The organism is Streptomyces sp. NPDC060209, from assembly GCF_042728155.1.
Taxonomy (GTDB): domain Bacteria; phylum Actinomycetota; class Actinomycetes; order Streptomycetales; family Streptomycetaceae; genus Streptomyces.
In genome coordinates this window covers 1-19,304 of the sequence record NZ_JBHWZS010000156.1, presented here as the reverse complement: position 1 = coordinate 19,304, position 19,304 = coordinate 1, and the positions used below count along the sequence as shown (strand labels likewise).

General features: G+C 70.1%; 25 protein-coding genes and 4 pseudogenes. 13 read left to right on the top strand and 16 right to left on the bottom strand.

Annotated features, from left to right (window positions below; translation table 11 throughout):
* Window positions 1-279 (bottom strand): annotated as a pseudogene (locus ACFWFI_RS26130) (hypothetical protein); the annotation flags it as partial.
* A 25-nt stretch (window positions 280-304) separates the two neighbouring features.
* Here ACFWFI_RS26130 and ACFWFI_RS26125 point away from each other — a divergent pair.
* The gene (locus tag ACFWFI_RS26125; protein ID WP_387394607.1) at window positions 305-547 is read left to right on the top strand and encodes a peptidoglycan-binding domain-containing protein; all 243 of its coding nucleotides are present in this window, start codon (window positions 305-307) and stop codon (window positions 545-547) included.
* Window positions 548-733: 186 nt separating this feature from the next.
* Entirely contained in the window at window positions 734-1,396 is a 663-nt protein-coding gene (locus tag ACFWFI_RS26120) for an HAD-IA family hydrolase (RefSeq protein ID WP_387394605.1), read from the top strand.
* 86 nt (window positions 1,397-1,482) lie between these two features.
* Here ACFWFI_RS26120 and ACFWFI_RS26115 read toward each other — a convergent pair whose 3' ends face one another.
* A complete protein-coding gene (locus ACFWFI_RS26115) occupies window positions 1,483-2,217 on the bottom strand; it encodes an ABC transporter permease (RefSeq protein WP_387394604.1) in 735 nt (244 codons plus the stop codon).
* 314 nt (window positions 2,218-2,531) lie between these two features.
* Here ACFWFI_RS26115 and ACFWFI_RS26110 point away from each other — a divergent pair, with 314 nt between their 5' ends.
* From ACFWFI_RS26110 to ACFWFI_RS26095, 4 genes are all read left to right on the top strand, one after another.
* Window positions 2,532-3,176, top strand: coding sequence for an HNH endonuclease family protein (locus tag ACFWFI_RS26110; RefSeq protein WP_387394602.1), 645 nt, complete (start codon window positions 2,532-2,534; stop codon window positions 3,174-3,176).
* A 91-nt stretch (window positions 3,177-3,267) separates the two neighbouring features.
* Complete coding sequence (locus tag ACFWFI_RS26105; RefSeq protein ID WP_387394600.1) at window positions 3,268-4,983, top strand: alkaline phosphatase D family protein; 1,716 nt, start codon at window positions 3,268-3,270, stop codon at window positions 4,981-4,983.
* Between the two features lie 112 nt (window positions 4,984-5,095).
* On the top strand, window positions 5,096-5,554 hold the full coding sequence (locus ACFWFI_RS26100; protein ID WP_387394598.1) for a DoxX family protein: 459 nt from the start codon (window positions 5,096-5,098) through the stop codon (window positions 5,552-5,554).
* A 205-nt stretch (window positions 5,555-5,759) separates the two neighbouring features.
* Window positions 5,760-6,419, top strand: a complete 660-nt coding sequence (locus ACFWFI_RS26095; protein ID WP_387394596.1) for a DedA family protein — start codon at window positions 5,760-5,762, stop codon at window positions 6,417-6,419.
* A gap of 15 nt (window positions 6,420-6,434) precedes the next feature.
* On the opposite strand, the gene ACFWFI_RS26090 is transcribed toward ACFWFI_RS26095, so the two are convergent.
* From ACFWFI_RS26090 to ACFWFI_RS26065, 6 genes are all read right to left on the bottom strand, one after another.
* The gene (locus ACFWFI_RS26090) at window positions 6,435-6,656 is read right to left on the bottom strand and encodes a DUF2277 domain-containing protein (protein ID WP_099172367.1); all 222 of its coding nucleotides are present in this window, start codon (window positions 6,654-6,656) and stop codon (window positions 6,435-6,437) included.
* 42 nt (window positions 6,657-6,698) lie between these two features.
* Window positions 6,699-8,084, bottom strand: coding sequence for a DUF1254 domain-containing protein (locus ACFWFI_RS26085; protein ID WP_387394594.1), 1,386 nt, complete (start codon window positions 8,082-8,084; stop codon window positions 6,699-6,701).
* A 1-nt stretch (window position 8,085) separates the two neighbouring features.
* Window positions 8,086-8,520: a DUF7144 family membrane protein gene (locus ACFWFI_RS26080; protein WP_387394592.1), complete on the bottom strand. Its 435-nt coding sequence runs from the start codon at window positions 8,518-8,520 to the stop codon at window positions 8,086-8,088.
* A gap of 119 nt (window positions 8,521-8,639) precedes the next feature.
* On the bottom strand, window positions 8,640-8,984 hold the full coding sequence (locus ACFWFI_RS26075; protein ID WP_387394591.1) for a hypothetical protein: 345 nt from the start codon (window positions 8,982-8,984) through the stop codon (window positions 8,640-8,642).
* 5 nt (window positions 8,985-8,989) lie between these two features.
* Entirely contained in the window at window positions 8,990-9,205 is a 216-nt protein-coding gene (locus ACFWFI_RS26070) for a hypothetical protein (protein WP_387394589.1), read from the bottom strand.
* A gap of 180 nt (window positions 9,206-9,385) precedes the next feature.
* Window positions 9,386-9,634, bottom strand: coding sequence for a hypothetical protein (locus tag ACFWFI_RS26065; protein WP_387394587.1), 249 nt, complete (start codon window positions 9,632-9,634; stop codon window positions 9,386-9,388).
* Between the two features lie 250 nt (window positions 9,635-9,884).
* Between ACFWFI_RS26065 and ACFWFI_RS26060 the strand changes: the two genes are divergently transcribed.
* The 3 genes and pseudogenes from ACFWFI_RS26060 to ACFWFI_RS26050 form a co-directional block, all read left to right on the top strand.
* Window positions 9,885-10,397: a hypothetical protein gene (locus ACFWFI_RS26060; RefSeq protein ID WP_387394585.1), complete on the top strand. Its 513-nt coding sequence runs from the start codon at window positions 9,885-9,887 to the stop codon at window positions 10,395-10,397.
* A 119-nt stretch (window positions 10,398-10,516) separates the two neighbouring features.
* Window positions 10,517-11,074 (top strand): flavoprotein, encoded by a 558-nt coding sequence (locus ACFWFI_RS26055; RefSeq protein ID WP_387394583.1) that lies wholly within the window; start codon window positions 10,517-10,519, stop codon window positions 11,072-11,074.
* Between the two features lie 186 nt (window positions 11,075-11,260).
* Window positions 11,261-11,584: pseudogene (locus ACFWFI_RS26050) on the top strand (hypothetical protein); the annotation flags it as partial.
* Here the strand turns inward: ACFWFI_RS26050 and ACFWFI_RS26045 are convergent.
* From ACFWFI_RS26045 to ACFWFI_RS26035, 3 genes are all read right to left on the bottom strand, one after another.
* A complete protein-coding gene (locus tag ACFWFI_RS26045; protein ID WP_387394582.1) occupies window positions 11,541-12,038 on the bottom strand; it encodes a transposase in 498 nt (165 codons plus the stop codon). The pseudogene ACFWFI_RS26050 and the gene ACFWFI_RS26045 overlap by 44 nt on opposite strands.
* Before the next feature lie 90 nt (window positions 12,039-12,128).
* The gene (locus ACFWFI_RS26040; RefSeq protein WP_387394580.1) at window positions 12,129-12,332 is read right to left on the bottom strand and encodes a transposase; all 204 of its coding nucleotides are present in this window, start codon (window positions 12,330-12,332) and stop codon (window positions 12,129-12,131) included.
* A gap of 248 nt (window positions 12,333-12,580) precedes the next feature.
* Window positions 12,581-13,381 (bottom strand): maleylpyruvate isomerase family mycothiol-dependent enzyme, encoded by an 801-nt coding sequence (locus tag ACFWFI_RS26035; RefSeq protein ID WP_387394578.1) that lies wholly within the window; start codon window positions 13,379-13,381, stop codon window positions 12,581-12,583.
* 404 nt (window positions 13,382-13,785) lie between these two features.
* Here ACFWFI_RS26035 and ACFWFI_RS26030 point away from each other — a divergent pair, with 404 nt between their 5' ends.
* Window positions 13,786-14,331, top strand: a complete 546-nt coding sequence (locus tag ACFWFI_RS26030; protein WP_387394576.1) for an MOSC domain-containing protein — start codon at window positions 13,786-13,788, stop codon at window positions 14,329-14,331.
* 8 nt (window positions 14,332-14,339) lie between these two features.
* Here ACFWFI_RS26030 and ACFWFI_RS26025 read toward each other — a convergent pair whose 3' ends face one another.
* Complete coding sequence (locus ACFWFI_RS26025; protein ID WP_387394574.1) at window positions 14,340-14,816, bottom strand: DUF6194 family protein; 477 nt, start codon at window positions 14,814-14,816, stop codon at window positions 14,340-14,342.
* A 63-nt stretch (window positions 14,817-14,879) separates the two neighbouring features.
* Here ACFWFI_RS26025 and ACFWFI_RS26020 point away from each other — a divergent pair, with 63 nt between their 5' ends.
* Together ACFWFI_RS26020 and ACFWFI_RS26015 are read left to right on the top strand one after the other, a co-directional pair.
* Window positions 14,880-15,599 carry a MerR family transcriptional regulator gene (locus ACFWFI_RS26020; RefSeq protein ID WP_387394572.1) on the top strand — a complete coding sequence of 240 codons (720 nt, stop codon included), beginning with the start codon at window positions 14,880-14,882 and terminating at the stop codon, window positions 15,597-15,599.
* Complete coding sequence (locus ACFWFI_RS26015; RefSeq protein WP_387394570.1) at window positions 15,596-16,213, top strand: hypothetical protein; 618 nt, start codon at window positions 15,596-15,598, stop codon at window positions 16,211-16,213. The genes ACFWFI_RS26020 and ACFWFI_RS26015 overlap by 4 nt, the downstream gene beginning before the upstream one ends.
* A gap of 45 nt (window positions 16,214-16,258) precedes the next feature.
* Here ACFWFI_RS26015 and ACFWFI_RS26010 read toward each other — a convergent pair whose 3' ends face one another.
* Window positions 16,259-16,753 carry a hypothetical protein gene (locus ACFWFI_RS26010; protein ID WP_387394568.1) on the bottom strand — a complete coding sequence of 165 codons (495 nt, stop codon included), beginning with the start codon at window positions 16,751-16,753 and terminating at the stop codon, window positions 16,259-16,261.
* A gap of 170 nt (window positions 16,754-16,923) precedes the next feature.
* On the opposite strand from ACFWFI_RS26010, the gene ACFWFI_RS26005 reads away from it, so the two are divergent.
* Complete coding sequence (locus tag ACFWFI_RS26005) at window positions 16,924-17,358, top strand: VOC family protein (RefSeq protein ID WP_387394566.1); 435 nt, start codon at window positions 16,924-16,926, stop codon at window positions 17,356-17,358.
* Between the two features lie 86 nt (window positions 17,359-17,444).
* On the opposite strand, the pseudogene ACFWFI_RS26000 reads toward ACFWFI_RS26005, so the two are convergent.
* The 3 genes and pseudogenes from ACFWFI_RS26000 to ACFWFI_RS25990 form a co-directional block, all read right to left on the bottom strand.
* Window positions 17,445-17,648, bottom strand: a pseudogene (locus ACFWFI_RS26000) (hypothetical protein); the annotation flags it as partial.
* 84 nt (window positions 17,649-17,732) lie between these two features.
* Window positions 17,733-18,830, bottom strand: coding sequence for a hypothetical protein (locus tag ACFWFI_RS25995; protein ID WP_387394564.1), 1,098 nt, complete (start codon window positions 18,828-18,830; stop codon window positions 17,733-17,735).
* 228 nt (window positions 18,831-19,058) lie between these two features.
* A pseudogene (locus ACFWFI_RS25990) lies at window positions 19,059-19,304 on the bottom strand (hypothetical protein); the annotation flags it as partial.

Sequence of the window (19,304 nt, the reverse complement as noted above, 5' to 3'; positions counted from 1 at the left end):
GGTGGGCACGGCTGCTTTCGCGGGCGGCCTGTTCGACGACGAGGACAGCCGGGAAGCGGCACTGCCCGAGGTCACGACGAGCGTGCCGGACGCGAGCGGCGAGCCGGCCGCGTCCGTGTCCGAGTCCCCTTCCGCGTCCCCCTCCGCGACGCCGTCCCGGTCGGCGTCGGCGTCGCCTTCGGCGTCCCCCTCTCCCTCGAAGAGCCCGTCGGCGTCGCGTTCGGCCGTCGCTTCGCACTCGCCGTCACCCTCGGCGTCCGCGACGAAGGCCCCCACCACGGCAGCGGCGCCGCCCGTGGAGGAGGTGTCCGGGACGACGCTGCGCCGGGGGGACCGCGGGGCGGAGGTCTCCGAGCTCCAGCGGCGGCTGCAGGAGATCTGGGTCTACCGGGGGCCGGAGAACGGCGACTACTCGGAACAGGTGGAACAGGCCGTCGCCGAGTTCCAGAGGTGGGTGTCGGTCAAGGACGATCCGTCGGGCGTCTACGGACCGGAGACCCGCCGCGCCCTGGAGGCGCAGACGAGTGGCAGGGGGCGCCGGTCCTGAGTGCCGGATCCGCGTGGGCGCGGGCCCCGCGTCGCCCCCGGTCCGCCGGATTGGCGTTTCGGCGAACGTTTTTGTATCGTGGTGGAACAAAGTAGCCTCCGCCCGTTCACCCTGACCGGCGGGCGGGGCTGCTTGTTTTCTTCACCCGCAGCTGTGAGCTGTTCCCCCGCGCTCTGGAGCATGCCGATGTCGGCCACCGTCCTCGAAGCCCGCGCCCTCCTGCTGGACATGGACGGCACCCTCGTGAATTCCGACGCGGTGGTGGAGCGCTGCTGGCGCCGCTGGGCGATCGCGCAGGGGCTGGACCCCGTGGCGGCGCTCAAGGTGGTCCACGGCCGCCAGGGCTACGCCACGATGGCCGCCCTGCTGCCGGACCGTCCGATGGAGCAGAACTACGCGGAGAACCGCGTCATGCTCGCCGAGGAGACCGCCGACACGGACGGCGTGGTGCCCATCGGCGGCGCCACCGTCTTCATGGCGTCGATCGCCGCCCTCCCCCACGCGCTGGTGACCTCGGCCGACGAGGCACTCGCGCAGGCCCGGATGACGGCCGCGGCCCTGCCGATGCCGGTGACCCGCGTCACCGCCGAGATGGTGGGCGCCAGCAAGCCGGACCCCGAGGGCTTCCTCAAGGGCGCGGCCGAGCTCGGCTTCGACCCGGCGGACTGCATCGTGTTCGAGGACTCCGAGGCGGGCATCGCGGCAGGCCGGGCCGCCGGCATGCGCGTCGTTGGCGTCGGCCCACGCGCGGCCGCGCTCTCCCCCGACGCCCATGTCCAGGACCTGACGGGCCTCCGGGTGGAAGCGGGCGCGGACGGTTCGATCCGTCTGCACATCGACGCCGCTTAGCCCTTTCCGGAACCCCGGGCGATCGGCCTTCCCGGAACCCCGGGCGATCGGCTCCGGGCCCACCCCTCGGCGCACCGCCCCGCGCCTCAGTCCCGGTGCAGCAGCCCCCGCGCGACCAGCTCCAGCACCAGCGCGACGGCGACCGCCTGCACCGCCATCAGCGCCACCAGGACGAACAGCTGCACGGCGCCCGCCTCCACGGGTGAGGCGCCGCCCAGCAGCATGCCCACGAACGCCCCGGGCAGGGTAACGAGCCCCACGGTCCGGGTCTGGTCCAGCCCCGGCAGCAGCGCGTCCGACGCCGCGGGGCGGGCGATCTCCAGCCGGGCGTCCCGGTCCAGCAGGCCGAGCGCCATCCCGGCCTCCACCTCCCCCCGCCGCGTCCCGAGCTCGTCCAGCGCGCGCCTCCCGCCGAGCACGGTCGCGGTGAGCGCGCCGCCGATGAGGATGCCCGTGACAGGGATCAGCGCGATGCCGCGTACCGGGAGGAGTCCGGTGAGCAGCAGCGCCACGACCACGGGTGCGACGCCCGCACCGATCGGCAGCGCGGCCCACCACCAGGTGCGGTTGGGGGTGATCCGCCGGCCCGCGGTACGCACCGCGACCGCGAACATCAGCGCCAGGAAGCCGAGCAGGGGCCCCAGGGAGTGCACCACCCAGCCGATGAGCAGGGAGACGGCGGCCAACTGGACCGCGGCCCGCAGCCCGGCGACGGCGATCTCGCGGGCCCGGCCCAGCGAGGCCCACGCGGCGACGGCGGCGGCGAACACCAGGAGTACGGCGAGCACGACGCCGAGCGTGGGACTGACCGGAAGCAGCACCCGGCCACCCTAGGTGTGTCCGCGAGTCCCGCCTGGCACGCGACGCCCTCCTGGCATGCGGCGGGACTTCGCGAACACCCCCCAGAGGCCGCGCACACGGGGCCCGGACCGCCTGCGGAACCGCCGGCCCGTCAACCCTGCGCCTCGAACGCCTTTCGGACGGGACGTCAGACCGACCGTCCTACCCCTTGATGTGACGTGCGCATGTCGTCACTCTGTTACCTGGCGACCACCCCACCGAAACCCGGCGCCGCCACGATGGCCTGGCCCCGCAGGTCGCCTGCACAACATCCCCCCACATCAAGGGAGTTCACATGTCAGGTATCTACGCGCGTCGCATAGCCGTCGTCGCCGCCTCGGCCGCGCTCGCCGCCACCACCGGGCTTCTCACGGCCCCGACCGCCCAGGCCGCGATGCCCACCCCGGTCAGCGCATCGACCGCACGTACGTATCTGGGCCAGCTCACCGTCTCCACCGAGGGCTCCTCGTCCGGCTACAGCCGCGACAAGTTCCCCCACTGGATCACCCAGTCGGGAGCCTGCAACACCCGTGAGGTGGTGCTGAAGCGTGACGGCACCGGTGTCGTCCAGGACTCCGCCTGCGCCGCGACCAGCGGCAGCTGGTACTCGGAGTACGACGGGGCCACCTGGACCGCCGCGGCCGACCTGGACATCGACCACATGGTCCCGCTCGCCGAAGCCTGGCGCTCCGGGGCCAGCGGCTGGACCACCGCCCAGCGCCAGTCCTTCGCCAACGACCTGACCCGCCCTCAGCTCATCGCGGTCACCGACAACGTCAACCAGTCCAAGAGCGACCAGGACCCGGGCGAGTGGCTCCCGTCGCGCACCGCCTACCGCTGCACCTACGCCCGAGCCTGGGTGCACGTGAAGCACTACTACGGCCTCAGCATCGACTCCACCGAGAAGAGCGCCCTGCAGTCGGTCCTGAACGGCTGCTGACCACCCTCCCGCCACGGCGGAACCACCCGCCCTCCTCCGTCGTTCCGTACCCTACGGAGCCATCGGTCACGGCGACGCGAGGAGGGCACACATGGCCGGGCTACGCCTGGGACCACTGCTGAGGTACGTCGACTGGGAGTCCGGCTCCCGGGCGACGGTCTGGGTGGAGGCGACCAGGCCCTGCACGGCGGAGGTCCGCTGCGCGGACGGGGCGGCCGGGGCCTCCCCCACGTTCGCCGTCCAGGGGCACCACTACGCCCTGGTGGTGGTGACGGGTCTGACGCCCGGCTCGACCACGCCCTACGAGGTACTGCTCGACGGCCGCCGCGTATGGCCGCCCGAAGACTCCCGCTTCCCGCCGAGCACGATCACCACACCGACCGTGGAGCAGGCGGACGAGGCCGGTCCGGTCCGGGTCGCCTTCGGCTCCTGCCGGTGGGCGGCGCCGCCCGCCCACGGCCACGACGCCTCCCCGAGCTCTCGGCTGCGTTCGAGCGGGGGAGACCCCATCGGCCCCGACGCGCTCGACACGCTGGCCGTCCGCCTGGCGGCCGACCCCGAAGCGGTACGCCCGGACGTCCTCCTGCTCCTCGGCGACCAGGTGTACGCGGACGAGACGTCACCGGCCACGCAGCGACGGATCGCGGCCCGCCGCGATCTGAACGAGGCTCCCGGCGCGGAGGTCGCGGACTACGAGGAGTACACCCACCTCTACGACGAGTCCTGGCGCGACCCGGACGTGCGATGGCTGCTCTCCACGGTCCCCAGCTGCATGATCTTCGACGACCACGACGTCATAGACGACTGGAACACCAGCGCCGCGTGGGTGCAGGACATGCGTCGCACGCCCTGGTGGCACGAGCGGATCGTCAGCGGACTCATGTCCTACTGGGTCTATCAGCACCTCGGCAACCTCTCCCCCGACGCCCTGGAGGCCGACCCGGTCTACGCGGCCGTGCGCGCCGCCCCTGACGGCACCGAGACCCTCCGCGGCCACGCGGCGGCCGCGGACGCCGACCCCACCCGGACCCGATGGAGCTACCGGCGCACTTTCGGCCGAGTACGGCTGCTGATGGTGGACACCCGGGCGGCCCGGACCCTCGAGGAACAGCAGCGGTCGATGCTCCGCGACGAGGAGGCACGGTGGCTGCGCGACGAGGTGCTCACGGACCCCGGCGCGTACGACCATCTGCTGATCGGCACCTCTCTGCCGTGGCTGCTGCCGCCCCTCATCCACGACGCGGAGACCTGGAACGCGGCACTGTGCCGCGGCGGTCGGGGCGAACGGTGGGCGCGCCTCGGGGAGAAGGTGCGCCGGGCCGGTGACCTGGAGCATTGGGCCGCGTTCCCGGAGTCGTTCCGCTGGTTGTCGGAGCTTCTGCGGGAGGCGGGGCGTGCGCCCGGCGCACCCGCGACGGTATGCGTGCTCTCGGGCGATGTGCACCATGCGTACATCGCCGAACCCCAGTGGCCCGATCCCGCCCCGGAGGACGCTGCCGCCGCACACGTCCTACAGCTGACCTGCTCTCCCGTCCACAACTCCATCCCCGCGTACATACGCACCGGCTTCCGCTTCGGCTGGAGCCGGGCGGGCCGATGGCTCGGGCGAGCGCTCGCGCTCCACGGGCGGACGGGGCGCCCTCCGATGCGCTGGCGCAAGACGGGCGGACCGTGGTTCGGCAATCAACTCATGACCCTCACCCTGCACGGCCGGAAAGCTGCGCTGACATTGGTTCAGGCCAGAGCCAGGCCCACGGGGGCACAGCTCGAGACCGTTCTGGAGCGCACGCTGACTTCGAACGAATGACCAATTTTCAGCCAGTAGACAGAATGTTGAACTTGCAAGCACAACTGAGGTCACCCTAACCTGAGGGGCCCCAATCGGTTCACGTCCCCAGACCGAAGGAGCCCCACCTCCCATGTTCATACGTCTGAACCGGGCCCAGCCCTATGCCATCGGCCTCTTCCGCTTCGTCATCGGCTTCCTCTTCGCCTGCCATGGCGCCGCCTCGCTCTTCGGAGTCCTCGGCGGCTCCATGGGCGGCGGCACCGTACCCACCGGCACCTGGCCGGGCTGGTACGCCGCAGTCATCCAGCTCGTCGGCGGCACCCTGGTCGCGCTCGGCCTCGGCACCCGCGTCGCCGCCCTGGTCTCCTCCGGCTCCATGGCCTACGCGTACTTCAAGGTGCACCAGCCCGAGTCGCTGTTCCCCCTGCAGAACGGCGGCGAGGCCTCGGCCGTCTTCTGCTGGGCCTTCCTGCTGCTGGTCTTCACCGGCTCCGGCGCCGTGGCCCTGGACCGGCTGTTCTCCTCGCGCGGCGGCTCCGAGCGCGAGAGCGAGCCCGCCCGCGAGAAGGCGCAGGCCGTCTCGGTCTGACCTCACGTTCCCCACGCCCCGGCCCCCCTCCTCCCGAGGGGGGCCGGGGTCGTACGTGACCTGCGCGACATCGGCCTCCCGTGCGGCGAATACCAGGTGAACCGGGTGAACGGCAGGCGTACGCTGTACAGCTGACCCTGCCGCTCCTGCCGCTCCCCTGCGACGTCGCGGCGTTGACACGGAACACGGGAACGGGGAGTAGAAAGTGCTCGAGAGTGTGGGTGCGCTGACCGGCAGCCCATGGATCTACGCAGTGGTCGCCCTCTCGGTACTCCTGGACGTCTTCCTGCCCGTCCTCCCCAGCGGTGTGCTGGTGATCACCGCCGCCACGGCTGCGGCCGCGAGCACGACCACGGTCACCGCCGCGGCCGGTGAGGCCACCAGGCAGGTGCCCTCGCTCCTGGTGCTGACCCTCTGCGCGGCCACCGCCTCGGTGCTCGGCGACCTCGTGGCCTACCGCCTCGCCTGGCGCGGTGGCGACCGCCTCGACAGGGCCATCGCCCGCTCCCGCCGCCTCACCTCCGCGCAGGAGCGCCTGGGCGCGGCACTGAGCCGTGGCGGAGGCGTGCTCGTCGTCATCGCCCGTTTCGCCCCGGCCGGCCGCTCCGTCGTCTCCCTCGGGGCGGGCGCCGCCCACCGCAAGGTGAAGGAATTCCTGCCCTGGTCGGCCGTGGCAGGAGTGGCCTGGGCCGTCTACAGCGTGGGCCTCGGCTACTTCGGCGGCCAGTGGCTGGGCGCGGGCTGGACGGGCACGGCCGTCTCGGTCCTCGCCCTGTTCCTGGCGGGCGCGCTCGCGGCGGTCGTCGTCCGCCGCCCCGCCCACGCGTCGGCGGCGCCGGCCGCCGGAGCCCCGGCCGGGCCCTGACGGCCGCGCGGTCGCTCAGACCCTGGCGGCGCCCCGTATCTCCAGGCCGTCCAGCAACCGCTGGGTCGCCTCGGTGATCTCGGCCACGGCCCGGTCGAAGACCTCCTGGTTGTGCGCGGCGGGCGCGCGGAAGCCCGACACCTTGCGTACGTACTGCAGGGCGGCGGCTCTCATCTCCTCCTCGGTGGCCTCTTCGGGGATGGCTGGCGGACGAAGCGTCTTGATGCTGCGGCACATGCCTCCAGTGTGCGACGCGCCACTGACAACGCGCCTGAGGACCTACGCTCCCGGCCGGTCGCCGAGCGGCTCGACCGGCGGAATGACATAGCTCCCGTCGAGAACGGCCTGGCCGGGCAGGTGGAGCCGCATCACGGGCCGGAAGCCGCCCACCGGCACCGGCAGCCAGTTCGCCGCACCGGCGGGGTCCGCCGGGCGTTCCGCGGAGAGGTGCAGCGTCAGCGAGCCGTCGGCGCCGTGGACGAGCCCGGGCGTCCGGTTCCCGATCGCGTACCGGTCCTCCGCGTTCGCGACCAGGTGGCCCCCGGGGCTGTCGTACACGGTCAGCGACCAGAACGCCCGGACCGGCGGTGGCTGTTCGAGGCGCAGCACATAGGGGCGGGCTCCGTCGAGCGAGTGGCCCCTGGAGTCACGGGACGTGTGCGCGTACACCGCCTCGTACCCATGGGGCAGCCAGCGCCCCCGCCGTGCGGCCACCGCCCTGACCAGGTAGGACGCCTCCCGGTCGGCAATCGTCCACTCCGGTGAGCCGAGCGTGCCGACACCGAAGTGGTCCAGGTTGTAGTCGCGCAGGTGCGGAACCATCTGCCAGGCTCCCGGCGGACCCTCGGCCGCAGCCGCTGGCCGGCGCGCCGCCTCCTCCACCCGCAGCCTGCCCAGCGCGAGCCCGCGTCCCAGCGCGCGTACGAGGCCGGGCCCGGCCGACACGTAGGGCGAGATCCCCTCCTCCAGGAGCCCCAGGGGCTGGAAGCGGTCCTGGTACGCGCGATCGGCGGCGGCGGGCGGGAAGTCGCCCATCCACACCCGGAGCTCCTCGAAGAACCGCAGCTCTCCCGGCACCCCGGACTCGGTCGCCGGGAGCCCGGTCCGGTGAGCGCGGTCGCCCAGATGCGTGAGCGTGAGCTCCTGCTGGAGCGCCCTGACCCGCGGCATGTCCTCGGCCCCGTCGCACGCGAGGCGGCCGACGACGGAGACGACGGAGGTGGGAGCGTCGATCACCCCCGACACCCCGTCGGGCACGGTGCCGGCCCATCCTGGCGGCACGACCATCCAGTCACCCTCGCCCGTGCTGGTGGCCCGGGGGCCGAGGTAGGCGAAGGCGTTGCCCCACGCGTCCACGAACTGCAGGACGTAGTACGCCCCGCCGGTGTCCGGGACGTGCAGCCTGACCGGCCCTCCGGAGAGGTCGAGCTGCGCGAGCGCGTCGACCAGATCGGCCGGGGCGAACGGGACGTGCGTTCCGGGTGTGGCCGGGCCGTCCGCGTGGGCGAAGTCGTTGAAGGGGGCCGGCGCGAGCGCCCCGCAGCCCTCCTGGAGGCAGGCCTGGACCGCCGACAGCTGGCGGACGAGCGGGGATCCGTAGACGTACGCGTCGGCGGCCAGCGCGGTGATCGCGTCCGGCTCCAGGCCGCCTCGCCCCGGGCTCACGTCAGATGACCGGCTTCGTCCGGTGGGCACACAGGGCCCAGATCACGAAGGTGTCCAGCGCGATGGAGATGATCGCCCACACGGGCTGGTACGGCAGCCAGATGAAGTTGGCGATGAGGTTCAGCGCGGCCAGCCCGATGCCCACGCCCCAGGCCCAGGCCGCGCCCTTGAGGATGCCCCATCCGACGAGCACCAGGATCACCCCGAGGACCAGGTGGATCCATCCCCAGGTGGTGATGTCGAATTTGAACGTGTAGTTGCGGATGCGCGTGTACACGTCGTCGGACGCGATGCCCGCGATTCCCTTGACGATGGCGAGGATGCCGTCGACCAGGAGCACGACCCCCGCGAACATCACCCCGCTGGCCGCCCAGGGGCTCTCGGGGCCCGGCGCGGAGGGGCGTGAGGAGCCGGGTGCGGATGCTGACTGGGTCATTGGGATTCCTCCACTCGACGACGTACCGCCCCGCACTGCTGCGGGCAGATCCGACCTTGTGCGACGGCCTCACCGGCCACGACCCGGACGCGCCCGTTCGGGTGACAGCGCCGCCCGGCTCAGCGCGCCCCCACGGTGACGACCTGCCCCTGCGCGTCGACGGTGAGCACCACCCGCTCGACCTTGTTCGTCAGGGCGAGGACCGCCCACACGACGCCCCACACGCAGCAGGAGAAGACCGTCAGAAAGGCGTGCAGCACGTGATCCACAGGCTGCCCGCGCACCAGGACGGCCTGACTTCCGGACCGGGACTCCACCCGCCAGCCCGCCGCGACCCGCTGACTCACCACCCAGTCGAGGATCAGGCCCCGTTGCGTGACGTCGGGGGACCCTCCGCTCGCCCCGTAGTAACCGGGGGGAGGTTCGAGTGACGCCTCGCGCCGGTGTGCTCCACGACGCTTCACGGGGCTCACCTCCAGGTGTCGAGGTCTCCGCCCCGCCACTCGATCAACTCCGGCTGGTCCAGATCGATCTCCTCGGCCCCCTGGGCGAGCCCGGCCCGCCGCAGGTACGAGGCGACGTCCCCACGCCCGTGCGCCAGCCCCACGATCTGCCCGCGCACGGTCACCCGCCGCCCGCCGGTCGGCGAGGGCGGGTGCACGATCACAGGCGGATGTCCGGACATGCCTCCACGGTCCCCTGTGCCTCGCCGGCTCGCATCCCGGGGCCCGTGGACGCGGCCGGGGGCAGACGCCACAGGGACGGCGTGAGCAGCCGGACCGCGCTGCCCGCGCGCGGAACGGCAGGCGCCCGGCCCGGCGAGGGCGGGCCCGGGCGTCCGGACTACGGAGGCGTGGAACGTGCCCTACGGCCGAGCAGCGGCAGCATCGATCCCCGCCGCCCGCAGCTTGCGCGCGAGGAACTCCATCTCGGGCAGCGTGCCTGAGTGGCCCCCGCTCAGGACCGTGCGCAGTACCGCCCTGACGTTCACCAGGTCGACGCCCGATTCGGCCCGCAACACCCGCATGATCGCGGTGTTCCCCGCCAGGGGATCCACATGCAGCAGCGCCGGTCCGTAGTCGCGGAGCAGCCGCCTTCGCAGCTCGGCCGGCACTTCGTCGTCACCGCACGACAGCCACGCGTCTCCACAGGCCGGGCACGTGGACTCGGTGTCCCAGCGCAAGGCACCGTCGAGCAGAGCATGGGTACCCCAACACTCCAGTTCCGCACCGCAGTTGAGACACGGTTCGGAATACCTGATGGACTCTGAGACCGACGGTTCCATCCTCACCCCTTCAAAGAGAGCATGGACGACAAGCCGGGATGCCCTCCAGACGCACGGCACACTGGCTAGGGTCGTCGGCATGAGCGCCGCCATAGCCGCCATGGTCACCGCAGTCGTCGGAGTGCTCGGCACACTCTTCGCACCGCTGATCACGAGTTGGGTGACGAAACGCCAACGCACGGCCGAGAGCCAGGTCGAGGAGCGGCGGCGGCTCTTCGAGGACCGGCGCACCGCGTACACCTCGATGAACCGGGCGACCAGTCACTTCCACACCCTCCTCAAGGACGCCTTGCACCGCACGCGTGACGGGGTCTACACCGACGACGACCGGGCTCAACTCGAGGAAGGCCGACGCGATTACCGCGACCGGTACGCCGAGGCTCAGATGATCGTTCCCGAGGCAGTCCTCGACTCCTCCCGCGAACTCAACGTAGTCCTCGCGGGGGTGGACGCCGCGCTCAAACGCATCGACCGCGGCCTGCCCCGTGACGGCGAGACAGCCGATCAGCTGCTCCTGGACCTCAAGGCCGCAGATCCAAAACTCACTGCCATGCATCGCCTCATGCGCCGAGACCTCGGCGCCTCCGACTGAAGCGGTGCCGTGCACGCGGCGGGAGGCGGGGCAGGGACGCTACCGGCAGGCGCCGGGGTCGTGGTACGTCTCTGCTGCACCGTCGGCCGAGGGGCCGAGCAACGCAGGGTGGAGGAACGGTGAGGACAGGCAGCCGCGGAGTGCTGGGCGTCGTGGGTACGGCGACCGATGGAGTCGAGTCGTTGCGCACCGGGCTGGTCGAGCCGGCCATCGCACTGGGCTGGCAGGTAGCCGTGACACTCACACCGAATGCCGGCCGATGGCTGAGGGCGAGCGGTGAGCTGGACCGGCTGGAGGCACTGACCGGCCTGCCGGTCCGGGACACGCCTCGCCTGCCGGCCGATCCACGCCCGCACCCTGTCGTCGACTGCTACGTCGTCGCACCGGCGAGCGCGAACTACGTGGCCAAGCTCGCGACGGGTATCGCCGACAACCAGGCGCTGACGCAAGTGAGCGAGGCCCTGGGAACGGTCGACGTCCCGGTAGTGGTGTTCCCTCGGATCAACGCGGCGCACGCGCGGCACCCGGCGTGGGAGGGGCACATCAAGGTCCTGCGCAAGGCAGGCGTGGAGCTGGTGTACGGGGCAGAGGTCTGGCCACTCGACGAACCACGTGAGGGCCCGGCGGATCGGGAGGTTCCGTGGGCGGCGATCCTGGGGTGCGCAGCTGTCCGGTAGCCAGGCCCTGTCACACCCGGGACTCGTTGAGACGTTGTTGTCTTTCCGGGCTTGAGGACTGCGTTCTCGCTGGTCAGGCATAGGGTCGGCGGCCTCGTGGCAGTGGTGTCGTGTCGTGTCGTGTCGTGTCGTGTCGTTGCTGACGCCGTCGTCGGCCCCGCCCCCGAGGGTCTTCCGGCTCCCGGTGTGCAGCCGGCGCGGCCCGAACTGGCGGAGGCGGCGAAGCCGAAAACAGTGGTGCCGGTGTGGCGGGCGGGGCTGGCCTGTTCGGCGCTGTCGGTGGACTACCAGCGCATCCTGCAGGCCCACAGCGACCGTAACCGACTCGGTCAAGGAGCTTTGACGTGCCAGGAGATGGCCGCCTGCTTCGGCCTGGACCCCGTACCGGGAAAGGTGGAGGCACTGCGATCGAAGGCCAAGCGGCTGACGGCGCGCGGCTGGCTGATCGAGCCGGCACCTGGCCGATTCACGCTCGCGAAGGACGTGGCCGGGCAACGCGGCGGGTCATGAGCATCGTCATCGACCAGTAGACCATCGCCTCCGCGCTGGCGATGGAACGCTCGAAGTCGCGCACGGGACGGCGACTTCGCATCAGGTGGGCGAAGCACCGCTCGACGATCCACCGCTTGGGCAGCACGACGAAGCCGTGCATGTCGTCGCTGCCTCTGACGATGGCGAGGACCAGGGCGAGGGCCGCAAGGCAGTACTCGACGAGGCTGCCGGTGTATCCTCCACCGGCCCAGACCAGGGCCAGCAGGTGGTGCGCGGCAGTGACCTGGGTGAGCAGGACCTGGGCCGCGGCGCGGTCGCCCACATCCGCTGCGGTGACCATCACCGCGAGCAGCAGGCCAAGGGTGTCGACCACGACGTGCCGCTTGCGCCCGTTGATCAGCTTGCCGCCGTCGAAGCCGCGGCTGTCATAGCCGACGACCGCGTCCGCTCTGACCGACTGCGAGTCGATCACGCCCGCGCCCGGCTCCGAGTCCCGCCCGGCCCGCTCGCGGACCAGGCGGCGGAGCCGGTCGTGGAACTCGCGGACCAGATCGTGGTTGCGCTAGCGCCGGAAGAACGCGTAGACCCTGTCCCACGGTGGGAAGTCGGCAGGCATGGCCCGCCACTTCGTGCCGTTGTCGACCAGGTAGCGGATCGCGTCGAGCATCGCGCGGTGGCAACAAGCCTCCGGTTGCCCGCCCCGGCCCCGCAGCCAGCCCGGCACCGGCAGCAGTGGCCGGACCACCGCCCACTCGGCGTCCGACATGTCGGTGGGATACCGACGCTCGCGCGCCCCGTGGTCTCTGGTGTTCCCCAACCTGTGAGCCAGACAGTCACACGCGAGAGTGGCTGAAGTGGACCCCACTCCCGCGTTGCCGTAGAAATGCGGCAACAGGGCCCCTTGGTGACGCCCCGAGGCCGCCTCGCGGGTTTGAGCCCGGTGCCGCGACTGACGAACCTGGCGAAGAGTCGTGTCCTACCGGCCGAGGCGCGGCCAACCGTCCCCGCTACGTCCTACTTCTCCTCCGGCTCCCAGGCGCGGAGCAGGTCGAGCAGCCCCGCGTCTCCGTCAACGTGCAAGGAGCCGGCCTGGATTCGGTCGTACAGGTAGAGGACCAGCTCACTGGCCGTGCCGTGGACGGAGGCGCCGGCTGCGTCCGAGCCCTCGCCGGTCGCGGCAGTGTGCGCGGGGATGCGGGTGATGCGTGCGCCGTCGCCGTCGACCGTGAGGCGCCAGGAGCGGCCCTCGGCGGCGTGGAAGTCGAAGGCCGTGGGCTTGTGCGGCCAGGCACTCGGCGTTGCGCAGACGGTGAACAGGAACTCCTCCACACCGTCGAGTGCCAGCTCGACCGGCAGCGGCTGCGGGGCGCCCCCGGCGAGCTGGGCGTCATACGTGTGCACCGCGGTCTCCTGGACCCGGTGCCGGGCGGTGCCGCCGGAGGTCTGCGGTGACTGCGACGCAGGCCACCACGTCCAGCAACCCCTCTCCGGTCCCGCCGCGCGCAGGGCGCCCAGCAGAAGCTGCGTCGACGCGTCCAGCCAGGCCAGCAGGGCCTCACGCTCCTGCGGCACTTCCAGAGCGCCGCGCGCGGCGACGGCCTCGGCCGGGGGAGCGTCGGCAGACCCCGCGTCGACGATGGCGGCCCAGAAACGGTCTCCCCCACCCAGGTGCTTCACCAGATCGAACAGTGTCCACCCGGGGCAGGTCGGCACCTGTGCGTCAAGACCGGGCGCGGCGGCGACCACGGCGCGGAAGGCGGTCGACCGTTCATCTATCAGTCGCAACAGGTCAGGGAACTCAAGATTCTTTTCCACGCCGGATGTCTATCACCGTGCTCCGGTGAGCGGACAGCGATTTTCACAGTCGCCGCCGGTTGGCCATTGCGGGCGTCCTCGCCTCCCACCGCTCGGGTGACAAGCTGCGCACTGCTGCGAGGACACTGGTGGCGGCGGTACGCCAGGCGTCGTGCCTGTGGGTGCTCTGGCCTCGCCGTGCGGCCGGGCACCTCGGCGACGTGACGTCCACCCGGTGCGCGCGGTCGTGCTGCCGCTCGATGTGATGGACGCGGAGGTCACGACGGCGGGGAGGACCGGTCGGGTCGGGAGTTCAGGTGACTCCCGTTCGACCAGCACTCCTCAAGTCCGGAACAACGACAGCCACTGACACAGAGCCTCCTTAGGATGATCCGGAGTACGCAGGCCGACAGATGGGGTGGGCTATGGCAGGCCGGGTCACAGCGGTGAGCCGCAACGGGACCTACTCGTTCAGCAAGCCCAATCGCGAGTCCGTCACCTTGCTTGCCGGGCTCGGCATCGAGGGGGACGTCCATGCCGGCGAGACGATCCGCCACCAGTTCCGCATGACCTACGAGCCGGACCTGCCCAACCTGCGTCAGGTACACCTGATGCACGAGGAACTCTTCGACGAACTGGCGCTCAAGGGCTATGCCGTCGCTGCGGGACAGCTGGGCGAGAACATCACCACCCGGGATGTCGACCTGCTCGCCCTTCCGACGGGCACCCTGCTGCACCTCGGCGAGCAGGCGGTGGTGGAGGTGACCGGCCTGCGCAACCCGTGCGCGAAGATCAACGACTTCCGGCAGGGCCTGCTCGGAGAGGTCTTCGGCCTCGATCCGGTCACCGGGGACTTCTCCTTCAAGTCCGGCATCATGGCGGTGGTCCGCCACAGCGGGCCGGTCCGCCCGTACGACGCCATCGAGGTCGAGGTCCCACCGGCCCCGCACCACCCGCTGGAGCGCGTCTGAGAGGGCTCCTACCAGCTCGGCGCGGAGCCTGCTCTTCGCTCGTGACGCGCACGTGCGAGGTGATGGGCCCGGCGGAGCAGCCGGCGAACCGCCTCATCGGTCCGCCGTCCCGGGTTCACCACCGCGAGCCAGGCGGCGGAACCATGGACCGGGTGGGCGATCACGGCGTCGGTGACACCGGGGTCGACATCGGTGGCCGGCTCGCGCGGCGCGTGACCGGTCCAGTCGCTGAACATCTCCTTCCCGGCGGCGACGTTGACGCGGAAGGTATCGGGGCGGTCCAGGCGCGACCTCTCGTCACCCGGGTAGTTCTTCGTCACGACCGTCGCGAACGGTTGAGTCGCTTTCGGCATGACGCCGTCGGGAGCGTAGAAGAAGAACGCATCCCCCCAGCTGATCTCCGGTGAGCCGTCGCCGGGTGCCGGCCTGACGGCCAGGGCCCCCTCGAGGCCGTCCACGAAGTCGATGATCTCGTCGATGGTCATGTGCTCAAGCGTTTCATTAAGGTGCTTGTGGAGACTTTGAACCGGAAGCCGGAGGAGGGACGGATGCCAACCCTCAAGTCATCGGGCATGCGCACGGTCGACGTCGCGCGACGTGCCGGGTACTCCGTCCAACAGGTCCGCAACCTGGAACGCGACGGTGTCCTGCCGCCGGCGACGCGCACGGCCGCGGGTTACCGGATCTACGGGGAGACACACCTGCAGTCCGCACTGGCCTACCGCGCGCTCGCGACCGGCACGAATCCGGTCGAGGCCAAGCGGATCGTTCGTGCCGTGCATGATCGCCCCACCGCGGAGGTACTCGCGCTGCTCGACGCGGCACACGCCCGACTCGACCGGGAGCGTACGGACCTGGAACTCGCCAAGGAGGCCGCCGCGGCGATCTCCGCCGATCCGATCGAGGACGTACGCCTGTCGGACTCGATGAGCGTCTCCGAACTTGCGGCCGCGCTCGGAGTGCGCCCGTCGACATTGCGGCACTGGGACGCCGAGGGACTCGCTGTGCCGGACCGGGCCCACCCGCGGGGGTCGAGACGATACTCACCGGCCCAGGTCCGGGACGCACGGATCGTGCACCAGCTACGCAGTGCCGGCTACCGGATCACTCCGCTCCGGACCTTGATGCCGAGCCTGCGACGCGGGCACGGACGGGAAGACGTCGCAGCCGCGCTGGCCACCCGGGATGCGAGCATCGTGGCGCGCTCCCGTGCCCTGCTCGACGCCGGCGTCCCACTCAGCCGCGTCCTCGACGCCACTCGACCGTGACCGCCGCCGACAACGAAACGCCGCTGCTGCCAAGGGTGCTGCAGGCTTACCCCTACTCGTGGGACAACGCCTTCGCCTGGACCTCGGAAGAGGAGGACGCGGAGACCCTCGCCTACGCGCGGGCCGTGCTGGAGGCCTGCCTGCCCGCCGAGCCGCCGGCCGAGCCCGAGCCACCGGCCGAGGCGGTCCTCCACGACTGCTCCGACGACGAATATCCCGAGTGGACCGAGGTCCGTGCCGTCCTCCGGGAGCGCATGCCCTACGCGCGGCACGTGACGGCCGAGCGCATGGCCGACGCCGAAGCGGAGTGTGCCCGTCGAGGGCTCGTCACGAACGGCTTCCAGGAGGTATGGACCCGCCGCATCTCCGCCTGGATCGCCGAACAGACCCTGTACTGGTGCGGCCTCATGGTCGACGACGAGGCCGCCCTCACACCCTGGCTCATGGACCTCGCCGAGCTCTACGTCCAACGCGGCCTGGCCGCCTCGAAAGCCGTGGGCGCGCTCAGCTGCACCAAGTCCGTACCGGAGAGCCGCGCCGCCCTTGCCCGGCTCGCCACGTACGACGGCCTGCCCGAGGAGATCCGTGAGTCGGTCGAGCACGAGCTCCGCTGACGCTCCGCTCCAACGCCGGCCCCACAGGCCGTTGTTGCACGCCGCTCAACGGCGACCCGTCCGAGACCTTGAGCCCGCGCGCACCGGCATGGCCAGTTCGGCCCGCAGCGCGTCCTCCAGCCCTGAGAGGCCATCCTGCACGCCCTGGAGTGGCCGCTCGTCGGCCGTCGAGGTGTGATCGAGGATCACTGACTGGGCGAGGAGCAGGGCCTGGTGCACATCATGCACCGCGTGACGAACCTCGTCGCTGGATATCAGTGACGCCTCGACGATCCACTTGTAGGCGACTGACCGGTTGTCGGGCAGCTTCCCGTCGTCCTCGTTCTTCAGGATGGAGACCAGCGAGTCATGCCAGCCGTGGAGCCCGATCAAGAGGTCCCGGTACAGGCCCTTCTTGTCATCCAACCAGCGCACCCGCTCAGCATGTGCTCGTTGTTCCTGCTGGATGCGTACCTGCCCACGCTGAGCAACCCATGCGCCCGCAAAGCCGGTCACGGCTCCCAGCGTTGTGCCCGCAAGTCCGACCAGCGCTGCGTCCATGACTACTTCCTAGCAGAGAACCGACTCTGCGAACGGCGAAAGGATCAAGGCTGACCGAGGCCTTCCTTATGACGGTCTTCATGAGCAGCGGCCGGCAGGGGCCGCACTCCCGACAACATGCGGATCCGCACCGGGAGATGAGCGGCGGAGTCCCCTGCTATGGTGCGCCGATGTCATCGATCAGGCAGGTCCAAGTCACCTTCGACTGCGCAGAACCTGAGCGCGTCGCTCGCTTTTGGTGCGAGGTGTTGGGGTACGTCGTACCGCCGCCGCCGGAGGGGTTCAACACTTGGGCCGACTTCGATCGCTCTCTGCCGCCTGAGCGGCAGGGTGCGGCGTTCACCTGCAGTGATCCCTCAGGCGTGGGCCCGCGGCTGTACTTCCAACGCGTCCCCGAAGGCAAAGTCGTCAAGAATCGGGTGCATCTTGACGTGCGGGTCGGCACCGGGCTCGTGGGTGCAGAGCGCCTCGCCGCGCTCGAAGCCGAGTGCACACGGCTGATCGCGCTCGGCGCGACACGCGAGCGACTGCTGCTTGCCGATGAGCACAACGAGTCGTGCATCGGGATGCAGGACATCGAGGGCAACGAGTTCTGTCTCGACTGAGCATCCTCCTAGACGGCGAGGCGGGACCTCCCTCGGGGCTTTCGTAAAGGTGGTCCCGTACTGGGCGGGAGGCATTCCGTGAAGGCGAGGTTGTGAAGTCGGGCGTTGCCGAGCATCGCGGTGTGCATGCCGTCGCCTCTCGGACGGCATTTCCGAAGGGTCTCGTGCAGTCCTGCGCGGTTGCCGGTGACCAGCCGGCCGACGGCGACGAGCCGGGTCTCGGCGACGATGCGGACCTGGTGGTTGGTCGAGTACCGGTGGTTCTTCGACTGCTCCGCAACCGTGTGATCAGCCGGCTACCAGCCTGATCCGGTCCTCCTTGGGCAGGCCCCCACGGCCGGCCCCGCGTACCGGGTCCGCATCCTCGCGCAGCATCAACTGGCGGCGGCCTTCCCTTCCTCAGGATCCGACGCCGACTGCAGGATGTTCGGGCCTCCCACGGCATCAAGGACTGCCTGCCCCCGCCGGTCGACGAGCCTCGTGAAGATCTGCTGCGCGTAGCCGAAAATAATGGCCCACCCGATGATCTGCGCTGATGAATCCAGGGCCGACAACCCTGGAACGAATGCGCCCCGCATCAAGATGAGTCCGAGTACGGCAGTCAGCGCGCCGGTCGGCAACTTGAGAAGCGCAAGAGCCACAGGCACGTTATACGGAGTGGCAGTACCTCTGATCTGCCGAAGGGTAACGGCGGCAGCAACCGCGGCCGCCCCCATCCCGGCGAGTTCGATGACGAAGTAGTCCCGCGACCTCGCAACGTGGGCGTAGGCAAAGTCCAGGTCCTTATCCCCGGGCTTGAAGTCGCCGTCCGAAGCATCCGCTGTGGGACAGACGACACCGATATCCATCGGGCCGAAACAGATTGGCACGACGTCGGGGAACAGAGCTCCCAGCACAGCAACCGTGATCGCGATAAGCGTAAGCACAGCGGCCACGCCGTATACAATTCTGACAAAACTGCGCACGCGAAGATTCTCACGGAGCAGCGTTTGGCGGGCGACACCTACCGCGTCGATGAGAAACTCCCGCTGCTCGTCGTCCAGGGACCCCCCTGCGTCGACGAGTTTCTCGATTCTTTCTACTCGGGACCTTCGGAGGTCAGTGACGCAAAGGTGCTCACGAACGACGGAGACCAGCCCAGGCAACAGCGCCTTCACCATTTCCAATGGCACCAGTCGCAGCATAAGGGATTGCGCCATATCGAGATGAGCCTGTACGACAGCCAAGTTCGACCCAGAAATGCGCCGATCATTTCCGATCTGATCGAGTAGCTTGTCGGCCTTTTCCAACTCCTTAAGCGCGGCATCCTTGATCACTAATTGCACATCTGGATTCCTGTCCGGTTCCGTCCGAACGGAAACGAGCACGCGCATTTCAGCTACCCGGGAGCGAAGTACCTCTCGGAGGTCCCAGCGCCCCCTTGAGTACGGCAGCTTGTATAGACGCGACGAAGAAAGTTTTCGATCCTCCACGTATCCGAATGTAGTCACAATTGAACAGAGGCTGGCCAGCGACGCGCCAAGAAATGCCCCGTCTGGCCCACTGGTCACACTTTCTGGAACCCAACGTATAGACCTCCCCGCAGGGCGCAGTGAGATTCCAGATTTTCCTCGGGAAACTTCTTCAAGGCATGCCCCAGCTCAGCAAGGCATCCCGACCGCGAAGAAACGTCTCGGCTGCTGAGCGGGTCCGCTCCGGGATCAATGCAAAAAGGAGGACCAGAACGGAATCGCGGCGTACTGATGGTCTTCGGGTGTCGGCACAGGGCGACCGAACTCGTGGTGCCAGTAGTCGACCAGATCGATGCCGTAGTGAATGATGTCCGTCTGGTACATCGACAACACCGGCGTACCCGTGCGGTCCGGATCGGCCAACAGGCACCGGTGCGAATAGATCGGCACCATCACCGGGACCTTGGCCAAGTGCGACCGGGCCACCTTCAAGGC